The organism is Exiguobacterium sp. 9-2, assembly GCF_036287235.1.
GTDB lineage: Bacteria > Bacillota > Bacilli > Exiguobacteriales > Exiguobacteriaceae > Exiguobacterium_A.
Genome location: NZ_CP142850.1, coordinates 767,352 through 792,824 on the forward strand (window position 1 = coordinate 767,352; position 25,473 = coordinate 792,824).

At 45.4% G+C, this 25,473-nt stretch carries 23 protein-coding genes; 14 read left to right on the forward strand and 9 right to left on the reverse strand.

Translation table 11 applies throughout. The features are described from left to right. Nucleotides 1-9: 9 nt before the first annotated feature. The 6 genes from VJ374_RS03980 to VJ374_RS04005 all read right to left on the reverse strand — a co-directional run bounded on the left by VJ374_RS03980 (nt 10) and on the right by VJ374_RS04005 (nt 5,222). Nucleotides 10-1,086, reverse strand: a complete 1,077-nt coding sequence (locus VJ374_RS03980; RefSeq protein WP_056060018.1) for a glycosyltransferase family 2 protein — start codon at nt 1,084-1,086, stop codon at nt 10-12. Next, on the reverse strand, nt 1,083-1,784 hold the full coding sequence (locus VJ374_RS03985; protein WP_329470241.1) for a lysophospholipid acyltransferase family protein: 702 nt from the start codon (nt 1,782-1,784) through the stop codon (nt 1,083-1,085). The genes VJ374_RS03980 and VJ374_RS03985 overlap by 4 nt, the downstream gene beginning before the upstream one ends. Beyond that, nucleotides 1,753-2,508: a carotenoid biosynthesis protein gene (locus tag VJ374_RS03990; protein ID WP_035409339.1), complete on the reverse strand. Its 756-nt coding sequence runs from the start codon at nt 2,506-2,508 to the stop codon at nt 1,753-1,755. The genes VJ374_RS03985 and VJ374_RS03990 overlap by 32 nt, the downstream gene beginning before the upstream one ends. A 136-nt stretch (nt 2,509-2,644) precedes the next feature. Next, the gene (pssA, locus tag VJ374_RS03995; protein WP_174316042.1) at nt 2,645-3,391 is read right to left on the reverse strand and encodes a CDP-diacylglycerol--serine O-phosphatidyltransferase; all 747 of its coding nucleotides are present in this window, start codon (nt 3,389-3,391) and stop codon (nt 2,645-2,647) included. A gap of 21 nt (nt 3,392-3,412) precedes the next feature. Next, nucleotides 3,413-3,880: a Cys-tRNA(Pro) deacylase gene (gene ybaK, locus VJ374_RS04000; RefSeq protein ID WP_329470243.1), complete on the reverse strand. Its 468-nt coding sequence runs from the start codon at nt 3,878-3,880 to the stop codon at nt 3,413-3,415. Further along, nucleotides 3,840-5,222, reverse strand: a complete 1,383-nt coding sequence (locus VJ374_RS04005) for an MATE family efflux transporter (RefSeq protein ID WP_035398439.1) — start codon at nt 5,220-5,222, stop codon at nt 3,840-3,842. Before VJ374_RS04005 ends, ybaK begins: the two co-directional genes overlap by 41 nt. A gap of 194 nt (nt 5,223-5,416) precedes the next feature. Between VJ374_RS04005 and VJ374_RS04010 the strand changes: the two genes are divergently transcribed. Next, the gene (locus tag VJ374_RS04010; RefSeq protein ID WP_329470244.1) at nt 5,417-6,190 is read left to right on the forward strand and encodes an enoyl-CoA hydratase/isomerase family protein; all 774 of its coding nucleotides are present in this window, start codon (nt 5,417-5,419) and stop codon (nt 6,188-6,190) included. A gap of 68 nt (nt 6,191-6,258) precedes the next feature. Here the strand turns inward: VJ374_RS04010 and VJ374_RS04015 are convergent, their stop codons facing one another. Continuing rightward, on the reverse strand, nt 6,259-7,410 hold the full coding sequence (locus VJ374_RS04015; protein ID WP_035409333.1) for a cation:proton antiporter: 1,152 nt from the start codon (nt 7,408-7,410) through the stop codon (nt 6,259-6,261). Between the two features lie 140 nt (nt 7,411-7,550). Next, nucleotides 7,551-9,338 (reverse strand): glycoside hydrolase family 13 protein, encoded by a 1,788-nt coding sequence (locus VJ374_RS04020; RefSeq protein WP_290773507.1) that lies wholly within the window; start codon nt 9,336-9,338, stop codon nt 7,551-7,553. A 455-nt stretch (nt 9,339-9,793) separates the two neighbouring features. Between VJ374_RS04020 and VJ374_RS04025 the strand changes: the two genes are divergently transcribed. The 7 genes from VJ374_RS04025 (at nt 9,794) to VJ374_RS04055 (ending at nt 19,544) form a co-directional block, all read left to right on the forward strand. Beyond that, entirely contained in the window at nt 9,794-11,050 is a 1,257-nt protein-coding gene (locus VJ374_RS04025) for an extracellular solute-binding protein (RefSeq protein ID WP_035409778.1), read from the forward strand. 126 nt (nt 11,051-11,176) lie between these two features. Next, nucleotides 11,177-12,532 (forward strand): carbohydrate ABC transporter permease, encoded by a 1,356-nt coding sequence (locus VJ374_RS04030; protein ID WP_035409329.1) that lies wholly within the window; start codon nt 11,177-11,179, stop codon nt 12,530-12,532. A 1-nt stretch (nt 12,533) separates the two neighbouring features. Then, nucleotides 12,534-13,367, forward strand: a complete 834-nt coding sequence (locus VJ374_RS04035; protein WP_035409327.1) for a sugar ABC transporter permease — start codon at nt 12,534-12,536, stop codon at nt 13,365-13,367. Between the two features lie 22 nt (nt 13,368-13,389). Continuing rightward, nucleotides 13,390-14,913: an alpha-amylase family glycosyl hydrolase gene (locus VJ374_RS04040; RefSeq protein WP_329470248.1), complete on the forward strand. Its 1,524-nt coding sequence runs from the start codon at nt 13,390-13,392 to the stop codon at nt 14,911-14,913. Nucleotides 14,914-14,947: 34 nt separating this feature from the next. Continuing rightward, on the forward strand, nt 14,948-15,979 hold the full coding sequence (locus VJ374_RS04045) for a LacI family DNA-binding transcriptional regulator (RefSeq protein WP_056061891.1): 1,032 nt from the start codon (nt 14,948-14,950) through the stop codon (nt 15,977-15,979). A 225-nt stretch (nt 15,980-16,204) separates the two neighbouring features. After that, entirely contained in the window at nt 16,205-18,505 is a 2,301-nt protein-coding gene (locus VJ374_RS04050) for a glycoside hydrolase family 65 protein (protein ID WP_329470249.1), read from the forward strand. A 187-nt stretch (nt 18,506-18,692) separates the two neighbouring features. Then, complete coding sequence (locus VJ374_RS04055; RefSeq protein WP_035409321.1) at nt 18,693-19,544, forward strand: YitT family protein; 852 nt, start codon at nt 18,693-18,695, stop codon at nt 19,542-19,544. A gap of 51 nt (nt 19,545-19,595) precedes the next feature. On the opposite strand, the gene VJ374_RS04060 is transcribed toward VJ374_RS04055, so the two are convergent. Next, a complete protein-coding gene (locus VJ374_RS04060) occupies nt 19,596-20,405 on the reverse strand; it encodes a Cof-type HAD-IIB family hydrolase (protein ID WP_308101143.1) in 810 nt (269 codons plus the stop codon). Nucleotides 20,406-20,603: 198 nt separating this feature from the next. Between VJ374_RS04060 and VJ374_RS04065 the strand changes: the two genes are divergently transcribed. The 6 genes from VJ374_RS04065 (at nt 20,604) to VJ374_RS04090 (ending at nt 25,390) form a co-directional block, all read left to right on the forward strand. Beyond that, a complete protein-coding gene (locus VJ374_RS04065) occupies nt 20,604-20,798 on the forward strand; it encodes a YjzD family protein (protein WP_035409317.1) in 195 nt (64 codons plus the stop codon). A 63-nt stretch (nt 20,799-20,861) separates the two neighbouring features. Further along, nucleotides 20,862-21,995 carry a beta-aspartyl-peptidase gene (iadA, locus tag VJ374_RS04070; RefSeq protein ID WP_290786524.1) on the forward strand — a complete coding sequence of 378 codons (1,134 nt, stop codon included), beginning with the start codon at nt 20,862-20,864 and terminating at the stop codon, nt 21,993-21,995. A gap of 13 nt (nt 21,996-22,008) precedes the next feature. Beyond that, a complete protein-coding gene (locus VJ374_RS04075; RefSeq protein WP_035409313.1) occupies nt 22,009-22,497 on the forward strand; it encodes a thioredoxin family protein in 489 nt (162 codons plus the stop codon). After that, a complete protein-coding gene (locus tag VJ374_RS04080) occupies nt 22,490-23,269 on the forward strand; it encodes a phosphatidylserine decarboxylase (RefSeq protein ID WP_290753160.1) in 780 nt (259 codons plus the stop codon). Before VJ374_RS04075 ends, VJ374_RS04080 begins: the two co-directional genes overlap by 8 nt. Before the next feature lie 59 nt (nt 23,270-23,328). Then, nucleotides 23,329-24,669, forward strand: coding sequence for an ArsB/NhaD family transporter (locus tag VJ374_RS04085; protein ID WP_035409769.1), 1,341 nt, complete (start codon nt 23,329-23,331; stop codon nt 24,667-24,669). 136 nt (nt 24,670-24,805) lie between these two features. Continuing rightward, a complete protein-coding gene (locus VJ374_RS04090) occupies nt 24,806-25,390 on the forward strand; it encodes a YqeG family HAD IIIA-type phosphatase (protein ID WP_035409311.1) in 585 nt (194 codons plus the stop codon). Nucleotides 25,391-25,473 lie beyond the last annotated feature (83 nt).

Below are 25,473 nucleotides of genomic sequence, written 5' to 3' on the forward strand. Positions count from 1 at the left end.
GATTCCTCCTTATGAATAGGTTCGACCCTTCCATGTGATTTCCCGTTTCCTAAAGCTTCGAATCATCGCACTGGCTAGCAAGATGACATAAAGGAGTACCGCCAGTGGATGAAGCCACCAAACATGTCGGATTTGTGCCGCACGATCGATCCGGAATCTTGCTAAGTAAAGAAGAATCAGTGCGCCACCCATCTGCCAGGATGGGTGAAGGATGAGATAAGGTAGGACACTTGCTTGAATCAAGTAAAAGAGTAGAAAGTATGATCCGACGACGTAGGAATCGTTCATCCCACGAAAGACATTCTTTAGAAAACCTTGCCAGACCTCTTCATTCGTGGCGTACATGTCGCAAGAAACAACTGGGGCGACTTCGACAAGTGTCGTTGTCCATCCATGTCGTTTAAATGTACGACAAAGCTCTAGGTCGTCTACAAGAGCCGTTCGAATGCTGTCATGTCCACCGACTTGTTCGTAAGCATGTCGTTCGACGAGGACGACCATTCCGTTCGCAGCGGCAAAAGCCGGATGTTTCACCTTGCGAAACGGAATCGGAAGATGCTGTGCGATAAGAACATGTTGTATCGGAATCAAACACTTCCCGAGAAACGTCGGTACAGGAAATGACGGAAAACCAGAAAGGAAAACGGCTCGTTCTGTTCGTAACGTTCCGTATAAGCGACAAATTGCATCAGGTGTCAGTGTCACATCAGCATCGAGAAATAATAGATAGTCCTCTGTCGTTCGTCTCGCGAGTTGATGACACGCATGGACCTTTCCTGCCCAGCCTACTGGTAAGGGAAGACCATCAATCACCGTAAAACGATTGTCTTGACCAATCCGATCGAGCAATAACTCACGCGTCCGATCGGTCGAACGATCTTCATATAAGTAGACGTGCATACCTGATGTCAAAGCGGGTTCCAGTGCGTCTAATAATTTTCGTACATTGCGCTCCTCGTTACGTAACGGGATGCAGATTGCTAGACTATCTGGTTGAACGGCATCCGTTAATCGAGGTAAAAAAGCTAAATTGACCCATGTGTAGAGACAGACAGCTAGAGCGAGGAAAAAAAAGAACCAACTCATGACCGAAGTGCCCGTAACCAGCGCTCCGTTCGCGCAGGGAGTGGTTCCCTTCGTTTTGAGATACAGCGATACAAATCAACACGCTCTGCCATCGCATCTGCTCGTATGTCGTCATATAATGCTGTTAGCTCTACTGTCAGACGTTTTACTTGGACACTGGATCGTTCGTCAGACAATGGATAAAAGCGACGCGTCCTTACATAGACATCCGGTTGCTGTTCATGTCCGTACGAATAGTAGAAGGCGACGAGAGACACGGTATCCGCATGACGCATTAATTGCGTTGCTCCACTTGCTAAGTGCATCGGTCGTTCTTCTTGATGCCGTTCCTCACCTTGAGGAAACATCCAGACGCTGCTTCCGTTTTGGAGTCGTGCTTTTGCATATTGAAGGCTTTTCTTGATATCAGAGAACGATGTCCGGTCGACAGAGAAAGCTCCGAGACGGGAGAAGAACGGGAAACGAGCAAGCCCTGCTTGATCAATCATGACATAGGGGTCGTGATGGAAACAGGTCTGATCCAAATGAAAAAGAATCATACCGTCCCACCAAGAACTATGCGTAGCAAGCATGAGACCAGGGACGGGTAGATCGTCTGCTCGATATAAGACACGGTGGAAATGACGTCGGATCAAAGCATGATCAACATACGCATGAAATAAGGATTCAGCTAATTTGCTTTTGTTTGCTTCTTTCAACGATAACCCCTCGTTTCACAATGAAATAGACGATGAACGCACTTAAGCTGACCAAAGTGACGCCATAGAGACCAGCAACTCCTGCTGTTACACCGAATAAAGTGTGCAACATCAAAAAGAGATACTGATTGTTTTGTTCGAGTGCGGCATCCGTCGCTTTGACTTGATAGCGATTGATGAAAAAGGAAAAGACGAGCGCCGTTCCATACCACCCGAAGAAATTCTGTGTCGGAATATCGTAATACCAGCCACCGTCTTGCCAAAGCCAATACGATTTCACGTTAGCAGCAACAGGATCGATCGCTAAATCGAGCCAAACGGCAAACAATGGAACGAGAATCAGTGTACTATAGCGAAATGAGAACAAACGGGAGAAAGCGAGACTCGCACCCATGACCGACAACCATGCAGCCCCAATCGTAATCGGCACACCTAATAACTGGACACCGAAATCCGACTCGTAACGATATGTTCCGAACGGCCAACCGGTATGGACCCCAATCGACTCAATGATGATCGAACCAAAAAAGATGAAGGGGATGACAAGACGTCCCTTCGGTAAGACATGCCAAAAATAGAGAGCTGCGTATAAGCCGGAAGCGAATAAAAAGACGGCATTGGCCCACTCGAGCCAAGGGGGAAGTAACGAAAAACCGACTAAGATCAAGCCAATGGCGAACCAAATCGAAAAGAAAATCCAAAGACGTTTATGAAACTGCTCCATGCGTGACATTCCTCCATTTCCAAAATAGCTTCTGTCATAAGTATACCCATATATCTTGAAAACGAGCGAGGGAGAAGCGGTCTTATAAAAAAAGTGGTCCGGCTTCTCGCAAGAGAAACCGAACCACTTCCTATCATCATCCGTTTGAATGTTGTTTTTGCTTCTTCTTTTTGATAAATGAGAAAAGGAGAAACGCGATATACAAAGGAACAGCAACGAACCAAAACGTCGACCACTCATTGCTACGCGCAATCATGACATACGTCACGTACAGCAACGTAAAGGTGATGACGAACGTATGGCGCGGAACGGGAATGTCTTTAAAGCTTGGAATCTTGACACGACTGACCATCAAGAAGGCAAGACCTGTGAAGACAAGTGGGACCATCAAGTCGTTCATTCGTCCGCTAAACAACGTGACGACAGCCAAAATACCACCTGCCGCTGTAATCGGTACACCTGAAAAATAAGCAGATGCCACATTCGTTGCCGATAAATTAAACCGGGCAAGACGGAATGCGCCGAACAACGGGAACAGAGCAGAGATTAGTAAACCAACTTCTCCGAATTCATAGAAATACGTATAGTAGGCCATCATTGCAGGTGCGACACCGAATGTCACGATATCTGCTAATGAGTCCAGTTCTTTTCCGAAGTCGCCTGCTACACCAAGCATCCGAGCAAGACGTCCGTCCAGACTATCAAGCATCATCGCGATGACGATTAGTAAGGTGGCATTTTGAAAATCACCTTTTGCTGCCATGACGATGGCTAAAAAACCACAATACAGATTTCCGAACGTAAATAGGTTGGGTATTGAATTACGAACACGATCTTTCCACAAAATGATTCCTCCTGCCACTTCATCGATACTACTCATCATACCATAATTAGGAGATGGAATTCAGCCGTTCGTAAAGAGAATCCCCTGAGTGAAAGATAAAAAATCATGAGGATTCAATCGAACTTGATGTCCACGTTTTCCAGCGGATATGATGATGAATGGTTCATGGATAGCACGATCCGATAAAAGAACCGGAAAATTCTTCTTAGCACCGATGGCAGAGACACCACCTCGAATATAGCCAGTCAGGAATTCTAACTCCTTCATCGGAACAAGCGCGACTTTTTTCGAATGCAATGCTTTAGCCGCTGCCTTTAGAGAGAGTTCTTCTTCCCCCGAAATGACGACGAAGACATATTTATTTTCGACCATTTTCAAAACAAGGGTTTTAAAAATGGTCGAAAGGGGGTAATTAATCTTTCTAGCGGCGGCTTCAGCAGATAAATCATCAAGATCAACAGAATAAGTGAGGGATTCAAAGTCAATCTTAGACTGCTTCAGAAGCCTCTCGACGTTCGTTTTGCTCATGTGTTTCTCCTTTGACGAGTGAGTATTGAACCCATTTCCGTCCGTGCCAACGTTTCATGGCGAAAATGCCACGGAACCATTCGTCAGCAGAGAAGGCAATCCAGATTCCAAGTAAACCGAGACCGAAACCAAGACCAAGTGTATAACTTAGGACGACCGCGATTCCCCACATCGATAGAATACCGATGGCGACAGGGAAACGAACATCTCCTGCCGATTTAAGAGTTCCCATCAGTACGATGTTCATTGCGCGACCTGGTTCAAGAATGACACTTGCCCAGAGTAGTGGGATACCGATTGCAATGATTTCAGGACTCGATGTGAACGCTGATAGAATCGATGAACCGAATGAAGCAAGAGCGACAGCTGAGATGAAGCTTGCGAAAACAGCGATCTTCAATGTTTTCACAGCACGTCCGTATGCTTGTTCAAATTGTTGAGCACCAACTTGGCGTGCGACGAGTAATTGAGTTCCTTGAGCGATGGCAAGCGTAAATAGGAAACAAAGCATCGTGATGTTTGATACATAAACACGAGCAGACAACGCTGCTTCACCAATTGTTGCGATGAATCCTGTGATGATGAGTTGTGAGAATTGATACGAGATCCCTTCACCAGCAGATGGGATTCCGATGTTCATGATTCGTTTCACATCCTCACGATTGAAATGAATCAAGTCTTTTACTGTAAAACGTAAAGAAAGTTTGCGGTAAACGACAAAGAACAACACAAGGACAGCGATTGTCCGGGCGATGACGATCGACCAAGCGACACCAGCAACACCGAGAACGGGAATGCCGAAGAGTCCAAGAACAGCGATGACGTTACCAAAAGCACTAACGAAATTCATGAGTAGCGTGACGTACATAGCATTTTTAGTGAATCCATGACTCCGAAGAATCGCACCCAGTGTCAGTGAGATGGCTTCTAAGAAAAGGAACAAACCAACGATCTTAATGAACGTTTCGCCATAAACGAGGGTCTCTCCTTCTAATGAGAAAAATCCAAGAAGTTGTCTTCCGAACAAGACGACGGTCAGAGAAACGATGAGACCGGTATACAAGTTAATTGCAAAAGCGGATCGAGCAGTTTGGCGAGCATTTTGTGTCTTTCTTGCACCAAGATACTGACCAATGATGATCGTTGCACCGACCGATGTGATATTGAATAAAATGATGAAGATATTCAAAATTTGATTGGATACGCCGACTGCCGCAGCAGCGCTATCCGAGTAATAACTTAAAATCAACGTTGCAATGATTCCGAGACTCATATGCAGTGCGATTTCAATGAATAATGGCCACGTAATGTGGAATAAGCTTGGTTGCTTGACTGTTTTCATAAAATAAATCCCCTTTGTTTCATAAAACGAATAGTGTTTCTTTATCTTTTTGAAACTATACGCCTTCAATTTTCATAATGAAAGAGGGTTTTTTGTCTTTCATCGAAAAAATAGAGATTTAAAAGGATTTTCATAAAATATCACGAATACATCATAATGAACAATCATTCATTTTTAAAAGGTAGGGGAATCCGATGAAACGAGAACTGAATTATGTCGTCAAGGATCAGATTGCGACGTTAACGCTCGCTCGACCGAAACAATTGAATGCATTAACCTCGAATTTATTAGAAGAACTCGCAGACGCTTTAGAAGAAGCAAATCAAGATGAAGAAGTACGAGTCATCGTCTTGACTGGTGAAGGACGCGGTTTTTGCGCAGGACAAGACTTAAAAACTGTCTCTCCTGAGCTCGACCATGGTGAATATCTAAAGCAGTATTACCATCCTGTCGTTTGGGCAATCGCTAAATCGAAAAAACCGACGATTGCTGCCATCAATGGTGTAGCGGCAGGTGCCGGTTTATCATTGACGCTTGCCTGCGATTTCCGGCTCGTCCACGCTGAAGCGAAATTGTCGCTCGGATTCATCAATATCGGTCTTGTCCCGGATGCAGGAGCTCCGTATTTCTTACCTCGGCTAATCGGTGCAGCAAAAGCAACGGAGCTTGCGTTACTCGGTGATACGATATCAGCAGACGAAGCCGTTTCGCTCAATCTTGCGACACGAAGCATCGAATCAGAGAAATTTGGAGAAGAGGTCACAGCTTTTGCTCGTCAGCTAGCGAATCGTCCGACGAAAGTGATCGGGTACATTAAGCAGCTGCAAGCAGCGAGTTATGAAAATAATTTGGAGGAAATGCTCGCTCAAGAAATCGTCTACCAGTCACGTGCTGGAAAAACGGAAGACCATCGTCATGCTGTTGAATCCTTCATCGAAAAAAAACGCCCTGTTTTTGTCGGACGATGAATCGAAGAACATAGGAAGAACATATATAGAAGAAAGACGTCGGAAACGCACGATGCGCCGACGTCTTTTTAATTCAATTTCTTTTTGATTTTTCGTGCGGTCGCATGTGTACGGTTCGTCAATCCTGTAGAGATACGGAATAGTAAAATTCCAAGAAAAGCAGAAACAAAAATGTATATCCCAGTCAATGTCACGAATGCACCACTAGCGAGCGTGATGAAAAGTATCGAAAATTCACCACGTGGACCAAGACAGAAGCCAGATTCGATCGCATGATAATTCGATAAACCAAAGGACCTTCCGCCGAGGTAACCGACTAAGAATTTAGAGACGACTCCCCAAATGACAAGAGCGAAGAAAAATAGATCAATCGGTAATCCGTCAGTCAACTCAAATGACATTCCGAACGTGATAAAGAACAATGGTAATAATAAGTCTTGAAACGGAGTGACTAGTCGTCTAAGATAACGCGTCTCATCCAGTTCGGTTAACAGAATACCGATGATAAAGGCGCCAAGTACTTCTGACAATCCGAATAAAATACCGATACCGGAAAATAACAAGATTAACCCGATGATTCCGATGCCGGCATCAGGATGACGGTAGAGTGAATCGACGAGACGTTTCCGTCTTCGGATGAATAACGTCATGATGATTAAAGCAATGAAGAAGAAGGCGAACCCTAAAAAGATGATGCTGATTTTGGCAACCGAGAACGTCTCAGTCCCTAAAACGAACGGGGCCGTCGTCAGTAGGATCGGTGCCATCAAATCTTCGAAGACGAGTAAGGACAGCACGAAGCGATTCACATCCTGATGTTTATCCGGTTCCCGATCGAGCAGTCGAGCTGAAATCGAAGAACTCGTCGCATACAAGACACAGCCGATCAAAAACGATTCGGCGATGGAAAAACCGAACGATAAAGTCAACAGGATTGTTCCACCAAACGAAAGTAGAATATCGATGACTCCTGCTTTCCAAATGGAACGGAGCTGAATCAGCAAGTCCGCCACTGAAAATTTTAGGCCGAGTAAAAAGAACAGGACGATGATGCCCGCTTCTCCTCCGAGTTTCAGTTCTTCGGGAGGATCGTAATAAAATCCAAGGACGATTCCAATCAAGATGAAGGCCAGAATACTCGGGATGTGGAATCGTTCACTCAAGTAACTGATCGTAAACAAGCCAATGAGGATGAGACCGGCGTAAAAGAAAATTTCCATGGAGGATGTCCTCCTTTCTGTACCCTATACCCTAATTCGATGGCATTCATTAACTTGTTTTTATCTTGGAGAACGGATACAGAAAAAAGCCTGTACACAAAACTTCTTTTTAGAAGGTGGGTGTACAGGCTTTTAGGTGGTTATAAGACTTGAACGATCGTTCCAGAATACGCGGGGAGAGAAACATCAAGTGTCTGCTGGTGCGTGTTCGTCAATAAATCAAGTCCTCGACCAGCTTGTGGAGCGGTCAGCGAAACAGGAACATCTGAATTGTTGAAGTAGATATAATACAATCCTTCCGGGCTCATGCGACGCATGATGATCGTATTCGTCTCATCATTCGCATGAACGAAAGAAATGTGACCTTGGTTCGCAAGCGTCTTATGCTGCTTTCGAAGCTGTAACAAGTGTCGCGTATAGGCGAATAACTCCTGATCCTGCTCCTCTGGATCCCATGGCATGCATTTCCGACAGCCTGGATCTTGATCGCCATCGAGACCGATTTCATCACCATAATAGATGACGGGACTACCCGAGAACGTCAACATCGATAACAAGAGAAGACGAAGCTTTTGTTTGTTATTGCCAGCACGCGTCAACGCACGTGGTGTATCGTGTGAACCGATTAAATTAAAGGTCACTTCATTGACATTCATCGTGTTTGAGAACAATACATGCGACATATCGTTCGCATACGAAGTTGCTTTAGTCTTATCTAAAGCAAAGAAATTCAAAGCGGCATTCGTAAATGGATAGTTCATGACGGCGTCAAACTGGTCACCGAGCAACCATTCCTGTGAGTCATGCCAAATTTCACCAAGGATATACGTGTCAGGGTTGACTTCCTTAACGACTTGACGGAAATCACGCCAAAATGCGTGATCGACCTCGTTGGCGACGTCGAGTCGCCAGCCATCGATTCCGAATTCCTCGACCCAATAGCGGGCGACATGGAGTAAGTATGACTTTACTTCATCGTTCTCGGTATTGAATTTCGGCATCTCAGGTACGAAAGCAAATGTATCGTAGTTCGGTAGCGGTTCGGTCACGAGTGGGAAATCGCGCAAGTGGAACCATTCCTTATATGTCGAATGACTACCATGTTCACGGATATCAGCAAAGGCTTTATGGTGGAAGCCAGCGTGATTAAAGACGGCATCTAGCATGATGCGAATACCATGTGCATGTAACAAATCAACCATTTCCTTGAATTTTTCTTTAGTGCCGAACTGTGGATCAATTTCTAAGTAATCAATCGTATCGTATTTATGATTCGATTTCGCCAAGAAGATCGGACAGAAGTAAATGCCAGTAATACCGAGCTCAACAAGGTAGTCGATATGATCGATGACACCCTGGAAATCTCCACCGAAGAGATTCGTCGTCGTTGGTGCCGTGCTGTTCCATGGAAGTGTACCAGCCGGATCGTTCGTCGTATCGCCATTTGCGAAGCGGTCTGGGAAGATTTGATACCAGACCGTATCCTGGACCCAATCCGGTGCAGTGAATACATCGACTGCATTAAGGAAAGGAACGCAGAAATAATATCCAGTGTCATCGAGTGGTTTTTCGTCGAACCATCCACGTTCTGTAAAGACTTGACTTGTCGCACCGTCATGGAGACGGAAACCATATCGTAGACGACGGAAGGGTGGAACGACATCGATGAACCAATAATCATATAGTTCATCAGAGCCACTACGCTTCATCGGCGTTTCGAATGTATTCCAGTAGTTTGATTTCGAGGGATCGAAGTTCCAGTCGGCGGCATCTGGGTTTTCAGTATGCCAATCATACGGATCGCCCCAAATCAAATCGACGCGATCAACGTCATTTTTTTTTGTTTGTAAACGGATGTGGATCGTTCGCTCGTCATACTTATAGACGAAGGGAGACATCGCACGGTGAAACACAGCTTCTTTGAACATGGCAGTCACTCCTTAACGCAATCGCTTGCATCGTATTGATTATATCTTCGACCTAAGAATAGTAAAGCGCTTTCTTAAAGTCAATTGCAATCCCATGAAATCAAGGATTCCTGATAAAAGTCGAGAGTATGATGCAATCGTTTGCATCATGTTGTGCAAACGATAAAAATGAAAACGTTTTCTTTTTGTTTGCTTATCCAACCTAGCATTTGATTCAAATAATGAAATCAGAAATAAAAAGTTTTTGAAATGTAAGAAAATAATTGATTAAAAGGTCTTGTCAAAAGGATTTTAGATTGTATAATAAAAATGTAAAGGTGATGCAAACGTTTTCATAAAACGCTTACAACCATTTGGTTGTTATCATGGGAAAATGGTTGTGCCTTTATGCAAACGTTGTGCATTAAAACGTATCATTCATAAGTTAACTTGGGGAGGAAATTTCAATCATGGAAATGAAAAAATTCGTAGCAGGTCTTTCTGTATCTGTCATGGCAATGGGTGCACTTGCAGCATGTGGCGGTGGATCAGATTCTGATTCTTCATCTTCAGAATCAGGCAGTAAAAAACCATCTAAAATCGTCGTCTGGGAAGATACAGACAAAGCTGAAACGACAAAAGCGGCAGCTAAAGCGTTCGAAGAAAAAGAAGGCGTGAAAGTCGAAGTCAAAGAAGTCAAAATGACGGATCAGCAAAAGAAAGTAGCACTTGATGGACCAGCAGGTAAAGGACCAGACATCATGCTTCTTCCTCACGATCAAATTGGTACAGTCGTTGACCAAGGGTTGATTGCTGAACTTAAAGACGGAGAAAAAGCACTTGAGCCGTTCCTCGATACTGCAAAATCAGCAGTAACGTTTGACGGGAAAGTCTACGGATATCCGAAAGCCATTGAAACACCAATCCTCCTTTTCAATAAAGATGAACTAAAAGAAGCACCAACTTCGATGGATGACTTATACAAACTGTCTACTGAAAAGAAAAAAGATGGTAAGTACGGATTCCTTGCTCTGTGGGACAACTTCTACTTCGCATACGGTCCAATCGGTGGATACGGCGGTTATGTCTTCAAAGACAATGGTGGCAAATTGGATCCAGCAGATATCGGCTTGAACAATAAAGGTGCCGTCGAAGGAATGGATTACATCGGTAAATGGTATAAAGAGGGTCTCTTCCCGAAAGGTCTCATCGGTGGTGGCGGTGGTCAAGCCATGGACCAACTCTTCGGTGATAAAAAAGCCGCAGCTGTCATGAACGGACCATGGGCTGTTGCAAGTTATAAGGAAAAAGGTATCAACCTTGGAGCTTCGGAACTTCCAAAACTTCCAAACGGTGAACCGATCAAAACTTTCGTTGGTGTAAAAACATACGCAATTTCAGCATACTCAGAAAATGCTGAGTGGGCTGAAAAGTTCTTGGCTTCTCTCACTGGTAAAGATAACGCGAAAGCAATGTTCGAGAAATACAACGAGATCCCACCAGTCACTGAACTTCAAGAAGATGCAACAATCAAGGACAATGAAGTCGCAGCAGCAGTCTTCGCGCAAGCGAAAAACGGTGTACCTATGCCGAACATCGCTGAAATGGGTCAAGTTTGGGAGCCGATGGCAGCAGCACTTCAACTTGTTGCAACGAACAAACAAGACGCACAAAAATCAGCAGATGATGCTGTCAAACAAATCAAGCAACAAATCGAAGCAAACAATCAATAAGCGTAAGTGGAACGCATGAATCCATGACAAAGAGATAAAGAGAGGGGGATCTTGGATTCCCCCTCATCTTTATGGTTGGAAGAGAAGCCTGAGGTCAGACATGACCTTTGGAAAGGAGAACGGACGATGGCTGCGATTGCAACACCACACCCGACGAATCCAACGCCTGAAAAAAAGACGAACCACCGCAAGATTGCGGCGCTGATGTCGATCATTCCAGGAGTAGGACAACTATACAATAAACAATTCCTTAAAGGCGCGACATTTTTTATTGTCGTACTTTCATATTTCCTCGTTAACTTTGAACTGTTCTTCAAAGGAGCCGGAAATGGTCCTGGCGATCGCGGAGCGATCTGGGGCTTGATTACACTCGGTGAGGTACCAGGCGTAAGGGGGGATCACTCGATCTTTCTAATGGTCGAGGGCATCATTGCCTTGATTTTACTTGTCTTTGGTATCGCCATTTACGTCTGGAACTTTATCGATGCGTATCGAATCGGTAAGTTACGTGACATGAACCTCGAAGTACCTTCCTTGAAGATGCAACTACGGAACTTCCGCGATAACGGGTTCCCGTACGCGATGTTGATTCCTTCACTAGTACTTTTAGTGTTCACGGTCGTCTTACCGTTGATCTTTACATTCTTGATTGCGTTTACGAACTACAAATTCAACAACTCACCACCAGCGAAGCTGGTCGACTGGATCGGCATCCAAAACTTCCTGAACATTTTCACCGTCGATATTTTCCGTGATACGTTCGTGAGCGTTCTTGGTTGGACGCTTGTCTGGACCGTCGCTTCGACGACAGGGGTCATCGCAATTGGAATTGGCCTTGCAGTCTTGCTGAATCAAAAAGGACTCAAAGGAAAACGTTTCTTCCGTTCGATCTTGATTCTTTCATGGGCAGTACCAGCGTTCATCACGATTTTGATCTTCCGCTCGATGTTCAATGAAACTTTCGGTGTCTTCAATACGACATTGTTACCAGCGATCGGTCTTGAGAATGGTCTCGACTGGATGACGGATCCGACGTATACGAAGCTTGCCTTGATTGGTATTCAGTGGTGGTTAGGATTCCCATACATCATGACGCTGACGACAGGAATCTTACAGTCGATTCCTGAAGATCTTTATGAAGCGGCGACGATTGACGGAGCAACAGCAGGCGAGAAATTCCGCCTAATCACGTTACCGATGATTCTATTTGCAACGGCACCAATCTTAATCACGCAGTATACGTTCAACTTCAATAACTTCAATATCATTTATCTCTTCAACAATGGTGGACCGGCAGTACCGGGACAATCAGCAGGTGGAACGGATATCTTGATTTCATGGATTTACAAATTATCGCTCGGCTCAAATCCGCAGTACGGATTCGCAGCAGCCATCACGCTTGTGTTGTCGTTCTTCATCATGACGATTGCCGTCATTCAGTTCAAGCGTTCAAAATCATTCAAAGATGAGGATATGATCTAATATGAGAAAACAAAACCGAATTAATATGGCGTTGTCATATCTCATTTTGACGATCGCCTCCATCATTATCGTCTATCCACTTCTTTGGGTCGTGGGTACCTCACTGAACCCAGGGAAAAGCATTACATCGGATATCTTCCCAAGTAATCCGACATTAATTCACTATTTCGATTTGTTTGATCCAGCAAAAACGGATTACGGCATGTGGTACTTGAATACGATTAAGATCGCCGTCATCACGATGGTGGTATCCGTCGCTTTGATTACGTTAACAGGATATATTTTTTCACGTTATCGCTTTGTCGGTCGGAAAAATTCACTAATCCTATTCCTCGTGTTGCAGATGGTACCGCAATTCGTTGCAATCATTGCGATTTATGTCCTGCTTAATATGTTAGAATTATTTGATACGCATCTGGCGCTTATCTTACTCTATTCAGGTGGCGCGATTCCAATGAATACGTATCTTGCCAAAGGATATTTTGATACGATTCCAAAAGAACTTGATGAGGCGGCACGGATGGATGGTGCCGGTCACTTACGAATCTTCTGGCAAATCATCTTACCGCTCGCAAAGCCGATGGTCGCCGTCATCGCGTTGTTCAACTTCATGGCTCCATTTAACGATTTCATCTTAGCATCGCTTGTGCTGCGTTCTCCTGAGAAACAGACGCTTGCGGTCGGGTTGTATAACATGGTGTCAGAGCAGTTCGACAACAACTTTACGTTATTCGCGGCAGGTGCCGTATTATCAGCAGTTCCAATCGTTCTTCTTTTCTTCGCATTCCAGCGTTTCTTCGTTTCTGGTTTGACAGCTGGTGGAACGAAAGGATAATCATAAGGGGGAAATCAGCGGCATGAGACGAGGCATAATGCTTCTCCTCTTGCCGCTTCTCTTGTCTATCGGACTTCAACCGATGATCGGGGAAGCAGCAAGTTGGGAAAAAGAACGGATGTATTTCATCATGGTTGATCGGTTCGAGAACGGAGACCCGAGTAATGACCGAGAGGCGGATCCTGAGAATCCAAAAGCCTTCCAAGGTGGAGATTTAGCAGGGGTGACGAAACGTCTTGATTACATCAAGAAAAAAGGCTTCACATCAATTTGGTTAACACCAATCTTTAAGAACCGTCCAAATGGGTATCATGGATACTGGACGGATGATTATTACGAGATTGATCCGCATTTTGGAACAAAAGAAGAGTTCAAGCGTCTCGTCAAGGAAGCGCATGACCGAGATATCAAGGTCGTTCTCGATCTTGTCGTCAATCACTTAGGACCGAATCACCCAATGGTCAAAGAAAAACCGGACTGGTTCCATAAAAATCAACCCATCATGAACTGGAATAATGCGTCGGAAGTCGAAAATAATTGGTTATTTGATTTACCAGACTTCAACACGGAAAATCCTGAAGTTGTGAATTACTTAATTGATGTTGCGAACTACTGGGTCGATGAAACGGGTATAGACGGTTATCGACTGGATACGGTTCGCCATGTGCCAGCCGCATTTTGGAAAACATTCATTCCTGCAGTAAAGGAAAAGCATCCAAACTTATTCTTACTGGCTGAAGTGTTTGACGGAGATCCGCGAAAAATTGCCTCCTATTCAAAATTAGGCTTTGATTCCGTCACGAATTTCCCGTTTTATTATGGGGTTAAGGACCAGTTTGCCCGCAAAAATGGTTCAGCGGAAGAACTCGATTCAGTTTATAATCGAGATACTACGTTTAATCCGAATGCTAAAGGACTTGCAACTTTCGTTGACAATCATGATGTCAAACGTTTCATCACGGAAGCGAAGATTAGTGGCGCAAAAGAAGAGGAGCGTCAACTTCGATTAGCGCTGTTTGCACTCTATGCTGCTCCAGGTATGCCAATCGTCTACCAAGGAACAGAGGTAGCGATGCCAGGCGGTGAGGATCCCGGAAACCGGATGATGATGACATTTGATCAAAACAAGAAGATGCAACAGTACGTAAAAACGTTGAATGAGATGCGCGAGGACTACCCAGCGTTTGCCACAGGGAAGCAACGCTTGATCGCAAAAACGGATCATATGGCGGTCTACTCACGGGAAACCAAACAACAACAAGTCGTTTATGCGATTAATCTTGGGGAGAAAAAAACGAGCTTACGTGTATCTGCGAAAGAAATCGGTAATGATCAGCGTTTGAGAGGTCTTTTATTCTCAGACTTGGTGCGTCAAGATGGTGACGCGTATGAGATCACGCTCGATGCAAGTAGCGCAAATAGCTACGTCATCGAAAAATCACAAGTCAATTGGTGGTCGATCGTCGCAATCGGTGCAATCGCTCCAATTTTAGCGCTCATACTTCTTCTCGTTCACCGTAAACGGATGCAACGTCAAACGAAATAAAATACTTAAGTAGGGGAAATGTGAGGTGAAGGGGATGCAGGTAACAATCAAGGATGTAGCACGGGAGGCAAATGTCGCACCCTCGACGGTGTCACGCGTCATCGCGAACAGTTCGCGTATCAGTCAAAAGACGAAAGAACGGGTACGACAGGCGATGGATGAACTCGGATACTATCCGAACGTTCATGCGCGCAGTCTAGCGAATCGGACGACACAAGCGATTGGTCTCGTCATGCCGAGTGCCGCAACAAAAACGCTTCAAAATCCATTCTTTTCGGAAGTCATTCGAGGGATTAGTACAAAAGCGCATCAAAATGGATATTCGCTTTATATGACGACAGGTGTCTCGGAAGAAGAGGTTTACGAAGGTGTCGTCTCGATGGTTCAGGGTCGCCGCGTCGATGGTGTCGTCGTTCTTTATTCCCGAACGGATGATAAAGTCGTTCAATTTTTGCAAGACTCGAAGTTCCCGTTCGTCGTCGTCGGGAAACCATTCAGTGATTCGTCGCACGTCACGTATGTCGATACGGATAATTATCTGGCAGGTCGAGAGGTAACGAAGTATTTACATCAACTCGGACACGAGTGCATCGCATTCGTAGGTGGCGCACAGGACTTAGCCGTGACGCAAGAGCGTGTCGGCGGATACAAGACGGCTCTCATGGAAGAGGGCATTCCAATTCAAGAGTCTTATATTGTCAGCGCACCATTTATGACGACAGGAGGGGCTGAAGCAGTCAAACGACTAATGTCACTTGAACACCCACCGACCGCTGTCGTTGTCAGTGACGACATGATGGCACTTGGTGTCATGAGTACGCTCAATGAGATGGGCATCAGTGTACCAGATCAAATGGCTGTCGTCAGTTTCAATAACTTGTTCATCGCAGAATTCTCAAGTCCACCGTTGACTTCTGTCGAAATCAATATCTTTGGACTTGGCTTTGAAGCAACGAATTGTTTGATTGAACAAATCAATGAAGATGCGACGCCTTATGGGAAACGCGTCATTGTCCCACACTATCTTGTCGTCCGTCAGTCTTGTGGCGGAAAATCCGAAGCATGAAACGAAAGTCTATGTTTAAATCGACGGGTTTAATCATAGACTTTTTTTGATGCAAGAGACATCTATTCCTAGTAAAAGGAAGCGGTTGCAGAAAAAGAAATTTATTTTCGTGCAAACGATTGCATTGAAGCTTTTTATGTGTACAATAAAGAATGTAGAGTACAGATGAAACGCTTACATGATCAGGCTAGCTGACATGTTTAGCATAAAAGGAGCGACTTGACGATGAAACGACTTTTTGAGGTCAATGAGTGGAAAATTACAGAGCTTGGTTTTCATCCAGAAGATAATCGACTAGCAGAATCGATGACATCGATCGGAAACGGTCATATGGGAATGCGCGGTACATTTGAAGAAGAGTACACAGGTGACACACATCAAGGCATGTATGTCGCAGGTGTTTATTATCCAGATAAGACACGTGTTGGTTGGTGGAAAAATGGTTATCCGGAATACTTCGCGAAAGTACTCAATGCTGTCAATATCATGGGCTTAAAAGTATCCGTTAATGGAAAAGCAGTTGATTTGAACACGTGGGAAGTCGTCGACTTCAAACGCGAACTCGATATGCAACACGGTGTGTTGTCACGGACGATGCTGTTGAAACATGGGGAAGAGGAAATAAAAGTTGAATCCAAACGTTTCTTCTCGATTGTCGATAAAGAAATCGCAGCCTTGCAATATACGGTAACACCTGTCAATTTCGAAGCAGAGATCATCATTGAATCGTATCTCGATGCGGATGTTGAGAATGAAGACTCAAACTATGATGAGAAGTTCTGGCTTCCCGTTGAACACGGAATCGAAGAGCGTTTTGGTTACGTCACGTCGAAGACGAAAAAGCTTGATTGGCATGTGACAGCAGCTATGATCACGGATGTCGAAGGCGCACGTTGTGAAGTCGTTGACGGCAATACGCAGTATGTCGCGAATCGTTTTACGAAACAAGCAGTAGTCGGAGAAGGTGTCACTGTCGAGAAATTCGTTGCGCTCGTAACGAATCGTGACTATGACATCGACGCATTACTGGAACAAGCGATGAAACGGGTTCATACCGCTTTCGAATCCGGATTTGATACATTACTTGCGACACATGAAGCAGCGTGGTTGCATCACTGGGAAGAAGCAGACGTGAAGATTGAAGGAGATGTCGAAGCACAACAAGGGATTCGATTTAATATCTTCCATATGTTCCAGACATACACAGGCGAAGATTCACGCCTTAACATTGGACCGAAAGGATTCACGGGCGAAAAGTATGGCGGTGCGACGTATTGGGATACAGAAGCGTACTGCTTGAACTTCTACCTCGCGACGTCGAAGCCGGAAGTGGCTTGGAACCTACTCAAATATCGGCATAATCAATTACCGCAAGCAAAAGAAAACGCGGATAAGAATGTCGGGATGAAGGGTGCGCTTTATCCAATGGTGACGATGAATGGAGAAGAGTGCCACAACGAGTGGGAAATTACGCATGAGGAGATTCACAGGAACGGCGCGATCGCGCATGCGATTTATAATTACACGAACTACACGGGTGACACGTCGTATCTCGGACAATACGGATTTGAAGTGTTAGTCGAGATTGCTCGTTATTGGGCAAGCCGTGTCAATTATGTGGCGCATAAGGATGTCTACATGATTCTTGGGGTGACGGGACCAAATGAATACGAGAACAACGTGAACAACAACTGGTATACGAATCTGATCGCAGCATGGTGTCTCGAATATACACAGACCGTTCACCGTCATCTAGCACAAGAAGAACCAGAACGTTTGCAAGAACTCATGCATCAATTAGCGTTGACGGATGAGGAACTGGCGAAGTGGGCAGATATCGACGCGAAGATGTATTATCCAAAAGATGAAGCAGCTCCTGGTATCTTCATGCAACAGGATGGCTTCATGGATAAGGAACAAATTTTGGTCGCTGAACTCGATCCAAAACATCTTCCGCTGAACCAGAATTGGTCTTGGGACCGGATCCTTCGCTCTGTATTCATTAAACAGGCAGATGTCCTGCAAGGTCTCTACTTCTTGACGGATCGCTTCAGTCTAGAAGAGAAGAAAGCGAACTTCGATTTCTATGAACCACGTACGGTTCACGAATCATCATTATCTCCATGTATCTACTCGATCATTGCAGCGGAAGTCGGCTATGAGGAAAAGGCAGTTGAATTGTACCAACGTTCGGCGCGACTTGATCTCGATAACTACAACAATGATACAGAAGACGGATTACACATCACGTCGATGGTTGGATCTTGGATGTCGATCGTCCATGGATTCGCCGGATTACGGGTAGCGAACGATACGTTGTCCTTTAAGCCGATGTTGCCAAAAGGCTGGACGAGCTATGCGTTCCGGATGCAGTGGCGCGGTCATCATATCCATGTCCATGTTCAGCCAAACGCCGTCGAAATCACTCAGACGGAAGGCGAAGCAGTCAGCTTAAACGTTCATGGAACGACTGTAGAAGTTCCGGCAGGAGGAAAGATTACGGTGCCTGCTTCGATGACAGTATAAAACGATGAAAAAGAACCGATGCCAAGTCGGTTCTTTTTTTGTGTAACACGAATTAGAGGACACCTTTGTCACAAATGAAAACGCCATCATGAAAAAGAACATCAATCTTTGGAAATCTTGACTATCCGGCGACATTTGAATGTGCTAAAGTGTTTCAAGATAGTTATGAATGAGAGGAGAACGGCGTGTGACAGCTGTAGTAAAGGAAAGTATGTTAAAAGTGATCGTGGCTACGATTGGAGGATTCGTCATTGCCGTTGCCATGAACTGGTTTTTGATTCCAAGTGGTGTTTATTCGACTGGATTTACAGGACTTGCCCAAATCTTGACGCAAGTCCTTCAAAATACAGCGTTCGCGTTTGGTGAAAACGTTTGGTTCTTAGCGCTGAACTTACCTTTGATCGTGCTTGCATGGATCATGTTAGGTCGGAGTTTTACAATCGTCACGTTGATTTCGGTTCTGGCAACGACGATTTTTATTGGTCTTATTCCTCAATATGCTGTCATACCAGGTGATCAGACACTGAATGCAGTGTTTGGAGGGGTCTTGCTTGCGATTGGTACCGGTATCACGATTAAATTCGGTGCTTCAACGGGTGGGTTTGATATCGTCGCCCTCATCTTTGCCCGTTTCTCCGATCGCAGTGTCGGCTTATATCTGTTCGTCTTGAACTTTTTGATCGCATTATTGGCAGGTGCGTTGTTCGGCTGGTCGACTGCCTTATATACGATCGTCTTCATCTACGTGACTTCTAAGGTCGTCGATGAGATTCATACAAGTAACCAACGCTTGACGATTTTTATTGTCACGAATCATGCGGATGACATCACGACGGCTCTGCATCAGCACATCATTCGTGGAATCACGCAGATTCCTTCGATCGGTACGTATTCACGAGCTGAGAAAGCGACGTTGATGATGGTCATTGAGCGTCACGAATTGCGGGATATCGAACGGATTTGTCGGGAAGCGGACGAGACAGTATTCATCAACGTCGTCGCGACGGACTCGGTCGTTGGATACTTCCGAAAAGGATAATGAAAAAGGCACTTGCTCTGCGATATGCAGCAAGTGCCTTTTCGTATCTCTTCATGCGAGTCCTAAGACATGTTTTAAATAGTACGCGATACCATCGTCCTCGTTTCGCTTCGTCGTGCCATTTGCCAGGTGTTTTAAGGCAGGGATGGCGTTTCCCATTGCAACACCATGACCAGCATACTCGATCATTTCCAAATCATTTTCCTCATCACCAAACGCGACGATCTGTCGGGAATCAATCCCGAGATGATGCGCGATGTGAGCAAGACCGACCGCCTTACTTGTACCTTTTCGCATCACTTCGACCATGAATTCAGGTTTCACCCATTGACGATTAAGTACTGTCTCAGCATGGACACCGGATAGTTCGGAACGAATCTCATCGACATGTTCTCCTTTAGCATGAATCAAAAGTGACGTTGGTTCGTGAAGAAGTACTTTTCGTAAATCTCCCGTTGTGACCGACAAGGCGTGATCGGTATAAAATTCATAGATACCGACAGGATCATATTGAAAATAGACATGATCCGTGACTTCACAAACGATATTTTGTGTCTTTGTTTCAGCGACGGATTCCAAAATATGTTGGACGGTCTTGAGTGGAATTGGATGGTGCTGGACTTCAAAATGAACATTCTGCGGGTGATGGACGAGACCACCGTTAAAATTAACGATCGGTGTCGTCAAACCGAGCTGTTCGTAATATTTCCTGGCGTGACGAAATGGTCGTCCGGTTGCGATGACGACTTCGTGACCGTTTGCACGTGCACGTTGAAGCGCAGCGATGTTTGCCACACTGATCGTTTTATCATCCTTTAAAAGGGTGCCGTCGAGATCGACAGCAATTAAGTGACGAGTCATGATGAAATCCTCCGCTTTCTTTTCGTTAGTTCTACTGTAGCATACGAAGTGACAGTCGCCTGTATGAATTGATGAAGTTTTTCAAGGAAAAGAAAGCGTTTGAAAAAAACGGAGAAAGGCTGTTGCTTAGATTAAAAAATGGTATACTACAAATCGTAGGACAACACTATAGTACGTTATGGAAACGGAGGGGAAATCATGCGTTTTCTCGTTACATTCTTTTGGTCATTCTTACTCGTGAACACAGCCGTGTTCATCGTATCAGCGGTTGATGCAGTATCGTATAGCTTTGGATTCGCGACAGCGATGTCTGTCGTCACTTCACTTGTCGTCTTCGCACTCGATGCCGTCAATGAAGATTTAGGTCTTGGTCAAGGGACTAAGGCAGAATAAGGAAAAGCGAGATATCGTCACTTGGACGATAGGCTCGCTTTTTGTCTTAAGGAGGAATGAGCGATGATCGTTATCGAACAGGTCATGTGGCAACAGATGCCGCAAAATATCTACATAGCAGGAAATCAGATCATCGGAATCGGTTCCTATACCATAGATGAAGCACTGATTACACACCGGATTGATGGTCGCGGCAAACGGCTAGTTCCTGGTTTCATCGATGGACACTTACATCCAATTGGTGGAGGAGGGGAAGGCGGATTTGCGACACGAACGGCTCCGTTGACTGTTCGTGACATATTCGAAGGCGGTGTCACGACAGTCGTCGGATTGCTCGGAACAGATGGCTGGACGCGAACCGGAATTGATCTACTGGCACACATACGAGGATATGCCGCATCCGGTATTCGTCCATTTCTCTTGAGCGGAAGTTACATGGTGCCACCCGTCTTCCTGACACATTCGACAGGGCATGATATCGTCCTCATCAATGAAGTGATTGGCATCGGAGAGATTGCCATCAATGATCACCGATCGACACAGCCGACTGCCCATGAACTCGCGCGGTTAGCATCAGAGGCTCGAATCGCCGGCATGGTCAAAGGCGTGTCGGGAACGATGAACGTCCACATCGGAGACGGGAAACAAGGGCTTGATTTATTACATGAAGTGATTGAAACGACTGATATTCCAATAGGGCAATTTCTCCCGACGCATATCAATCGGAGTGAACGGATTTTTGAGGCGGGACTCGCTTGGGCGAAACAGGGCGGACGAATCGATTTCACGACGTGTACGACAGAAAGCTTCGTTGATGAAGGAGAGATTCCGGCAGGGCAGGCTGTTGCCCGTGCTCTAGCAGCGGGAATCCCACCCGAGCAGATCACGATGTCGAGCGACGCTGGTGCAAGTCTTCCGGCGTTTGATGATGCAGGTCGATTAGTGCGAATCGATACAGGAAAACCATCTTCCTTGATGCAAGCCGTGCGCGATGCAGTAGAGCATGGTGTTGCTTTTGATCAGGCAATTTCGACGATCACGCGACATGTCGCGGATGCATATGGCGTTCCGGGTGGGCAGGTAGCGACCGGAGAACGTGCTGATCTGTTACTGATTGATGACGCTTTGCAAATCGATACGATTCTTGCGAATGGTCATGCTATAATGATTCAGAAAAAATGGCTTATACCAGAATGACGGAGGGATAGACGTGTCAAAGAAGTCGAAACGAAAAAACACGAAAAAACCGCAATCCAAAGCGAACTGGATTACAGCGGGAGTCATTGCCTTGATCGTATTGGTTGGGGGATTACTGCTCGTCTTCACGGATCGTGATGATTCCGCATCGAAGAATGGCAATCTAACAGCTACACAAGTCTCGGATAAAGTAAAATCCGGTGACGAATTCTATACGTATTTCTATCAAACGGGATGCGTGCACTGCGAAAAAGTAAAACCATATCTTGTTCCGCTTGGTGAAAAACAAGACATTCCGTTCGAACAAATCGATCTTGCTTTCGAACAGTCAGCTTGGGACACGTTTGGCATCGAGGGTACACCGACGGTCGTTCATTTTAAGGACGGTAAGGAAGTCGGACGGGTAGCTGGTGAACAAACAGAAGACAGCTATAAAGAGTTCTTTGCTGGAAAAGAAGTAAAGGATTCAAAAGAAGAATCGTCCGGTGATCTCAATGATTAAAAAATGGTTCTACTCTCGCGTGTTCGAGTTAAATGGACACCCGCTTGTTGCCAAACAGCTGAAACGGTTTGCGATGAGCCGGGTCAGTCGTCCGTTCATCGGTCCGTTCGTTCGGGCATATGATTTGAATATGGCAGAAGCGACTCGGAATTTAGAAGCGTATTCGAGTTTACATGACGTTTTCATTCGTCATGTCAAACCGGAAATGCGACCAATTGATCAATCAGAAGGCGCATTCGTCAGTCCGTGTGACGGTATGTTGTCTGTCGTTGACGACTTGACGGCTGATAGCCGCTTTACCGTCAAAGGACAATCGTATACGGTATCAGAGTTACTCGGTTCCCATCACGAGGCGCAACAATATGTCGGGGGACGTGTGATGATCTTTTACTTGAGTCCGCAAAACTACCACCGTGTCCATGTACCGATGGACGGAACGATCCGGACCAGTTATACGCTCGGTCGGGATTCGGCACCGGTGAATGAGATCGGTCTCACACATGCGCTTCGTCCATTGACACGGAACTATCGTCGCGTGACACGTATCGTCCAAGGAAAACATGCACTTGAACATGTCATGGTCGGTGCACTCAACGTCAACTCAATCGTTCGGACAAACGAAGCAAAGGAACTTCGTCGAGGAGATGAGTTCGGATACTTTTCTTTCGGTTCAACGGTCGTCCTGATCTGTCCGAAAGATGCATTGACATTAGATACACAAGCGATTGGACCAGTTTTAATGGGGCAACGCCTCGGACAATGGCATTCATGAGAGCGAGGCGCCCGTTCGGGGCGTCTCCTTACGTTTAGGAGGAATGAATCATGCCGGCAATGGCATTAGCAGAAATCGGAAGTACACAGGTCCAGACATATATCGCACTTATCATTTTTTTAGTGACCTATGGCTTCATCATCAGTGAAAAAGTAAGCCGGGCGATCGTCGCTCTACTCGGAGCGCTCGCGATGGTCATCGTCGGCATTGTGGATCTCGAGACTGCATTATTTGAATACATCGAGTGGGGAACAATCGTCTTATTAATTGGGATGATGATTCTCGTTACGATTGCCAATCAATCTGGATTGTTTGAATATATTGCGATTCGTGCAGCGAAGACAACAAAAGGCGACCCAATCAAAGTGTTGATTCTATTATCCGCATTGACGGCACTTGGATCTGCCTTTTTGGATAACGTCACGACAGTCTTATTGATTGTCCCAATCACTTTCTCGATTACAAAGATACTTAAAATCGCACCGTTTCCGTTCTTGCTCGCCGAAGTATTATTTGCGAACATCGGTGGGACGGCGACCTTGATTGGCGATCCACCGAACATCATGATCGGTGCCGCGAATCCACACTTAACGTTCAATGCCTTTTTGCTGAATCTTGCACCGATCATCCTGATCATTACGGTCGTGACGATCGGCATTCTGTACTTCGTCTTCCGGAAGCAACTGCATGTCGAGGCAGAAGATCGACAAAAATTGATGGAAATCGATGAAAAGAGTTATATTGTCAGTCGAAAACTCGTCACGCGGAGTAGTGTCGTACTCGTTAGTACGATTGCACTCTTCGTATTGCATCCGATGCTTGATCGAATCGGACTCCATCTCGAAGCACCAGCGATCGCAATTCTTGGAGCGACCGTCCTGATGTTGCTAACAATTGAAAACGATCATCAGCTAGAAGGAATCTTTGCACGTGTTGAATGGACTACGATTTTTTTCTTCGCCGGACTATTTGTACTTGTTGGTGGAATTCAGGAAGCCGGTATCATTCGATATCTTGCGGAGAAGACGATTGATTTGACAGGCGGTGACATTCAGACGACAGCAACTGCTGTTCTTTGGTTGTCCGGTATCGCGAGTGCGACGATTGATAACATTCCGTTTGTCGCGACAATGATCCCGCTCATCAATGATGTCGCTGCTGGGATCGGACTTACACCAGCAGATGCGAAAGTGGATGTTTTATGGTGGTCCCTCGCACTCGGTGCATGTCTCGGTGGTAACGGGACATTGATCGGTGCATCGGCAAACGTCATTGTCGCGGGTCTTGCGACACGACAAGGTGAAAAATTCACCTATATGCGCTTTTTGATTTACGGAGCACCGATCACGATTGTGACGTTGATCCTATCCCAACTCTATTTGTGGATTCGGTATTATTAAGAAAACGGGAGGTTCGCCTTCCGTTTTCTTTTGTGCGTCGCTCTTGCTACCTGATTGTGCTATAATCGAACGATAAGAGCATAACTGTTTCTTAAACTTAACTATAGAGCTAGACCATTATCTGGAGGTTTTATTCTTGTTCAAACGACTTTATCCGAAACATTTCGTGGCTTCGATCTACGATATCGACCTTGAAATGCTCAAACGAAACGGTGTCAAAGCTATTTTGACCGATCTTGATAATACGCTCGTCGCATGGAATATCGCAGATGCTCCAGACGAATTGGTTGCTTGGCTGGATATGGTGAATAATCAATATGGTTTTGACGTCATCATCGTATCGAACAATAACGGAGACCGCGTTAAGAAGTTCGCGGATCCACTCGGACTGCATTATATTGCGCCTGCTCGAAAACCGCTTCCTATCGGGTTTAAACGGGCATTGACGGAATTCGGCTATCACGCGAAAGAAGTCGTCTTCTTAGGAGACCAACTCTTCACGGATGTACTCGGTGCAAACTCCGTTGGAATCGAAGTCATCCACGTTCAACCCGTCGTTAAGACGGACGGTGTCGTCACGAAATTCAATCGCCTGATGGAACGTGTCATTTTCCACCGGATGAAACGCAAAGGAATCTATAAATTGACACAACGCGTCAAGGAAGATCCTTCTGCACTGAAGCATCCGATCGAAACACTTCGTCAGGATAAGCAACAATAACCCTGTCAGATCGGTAGATGAAAGGGAAGGCAGTAGTCGCAACATGTACGGCGAGAGGTCGGAAGTTACGCTCTTGGAGTAGC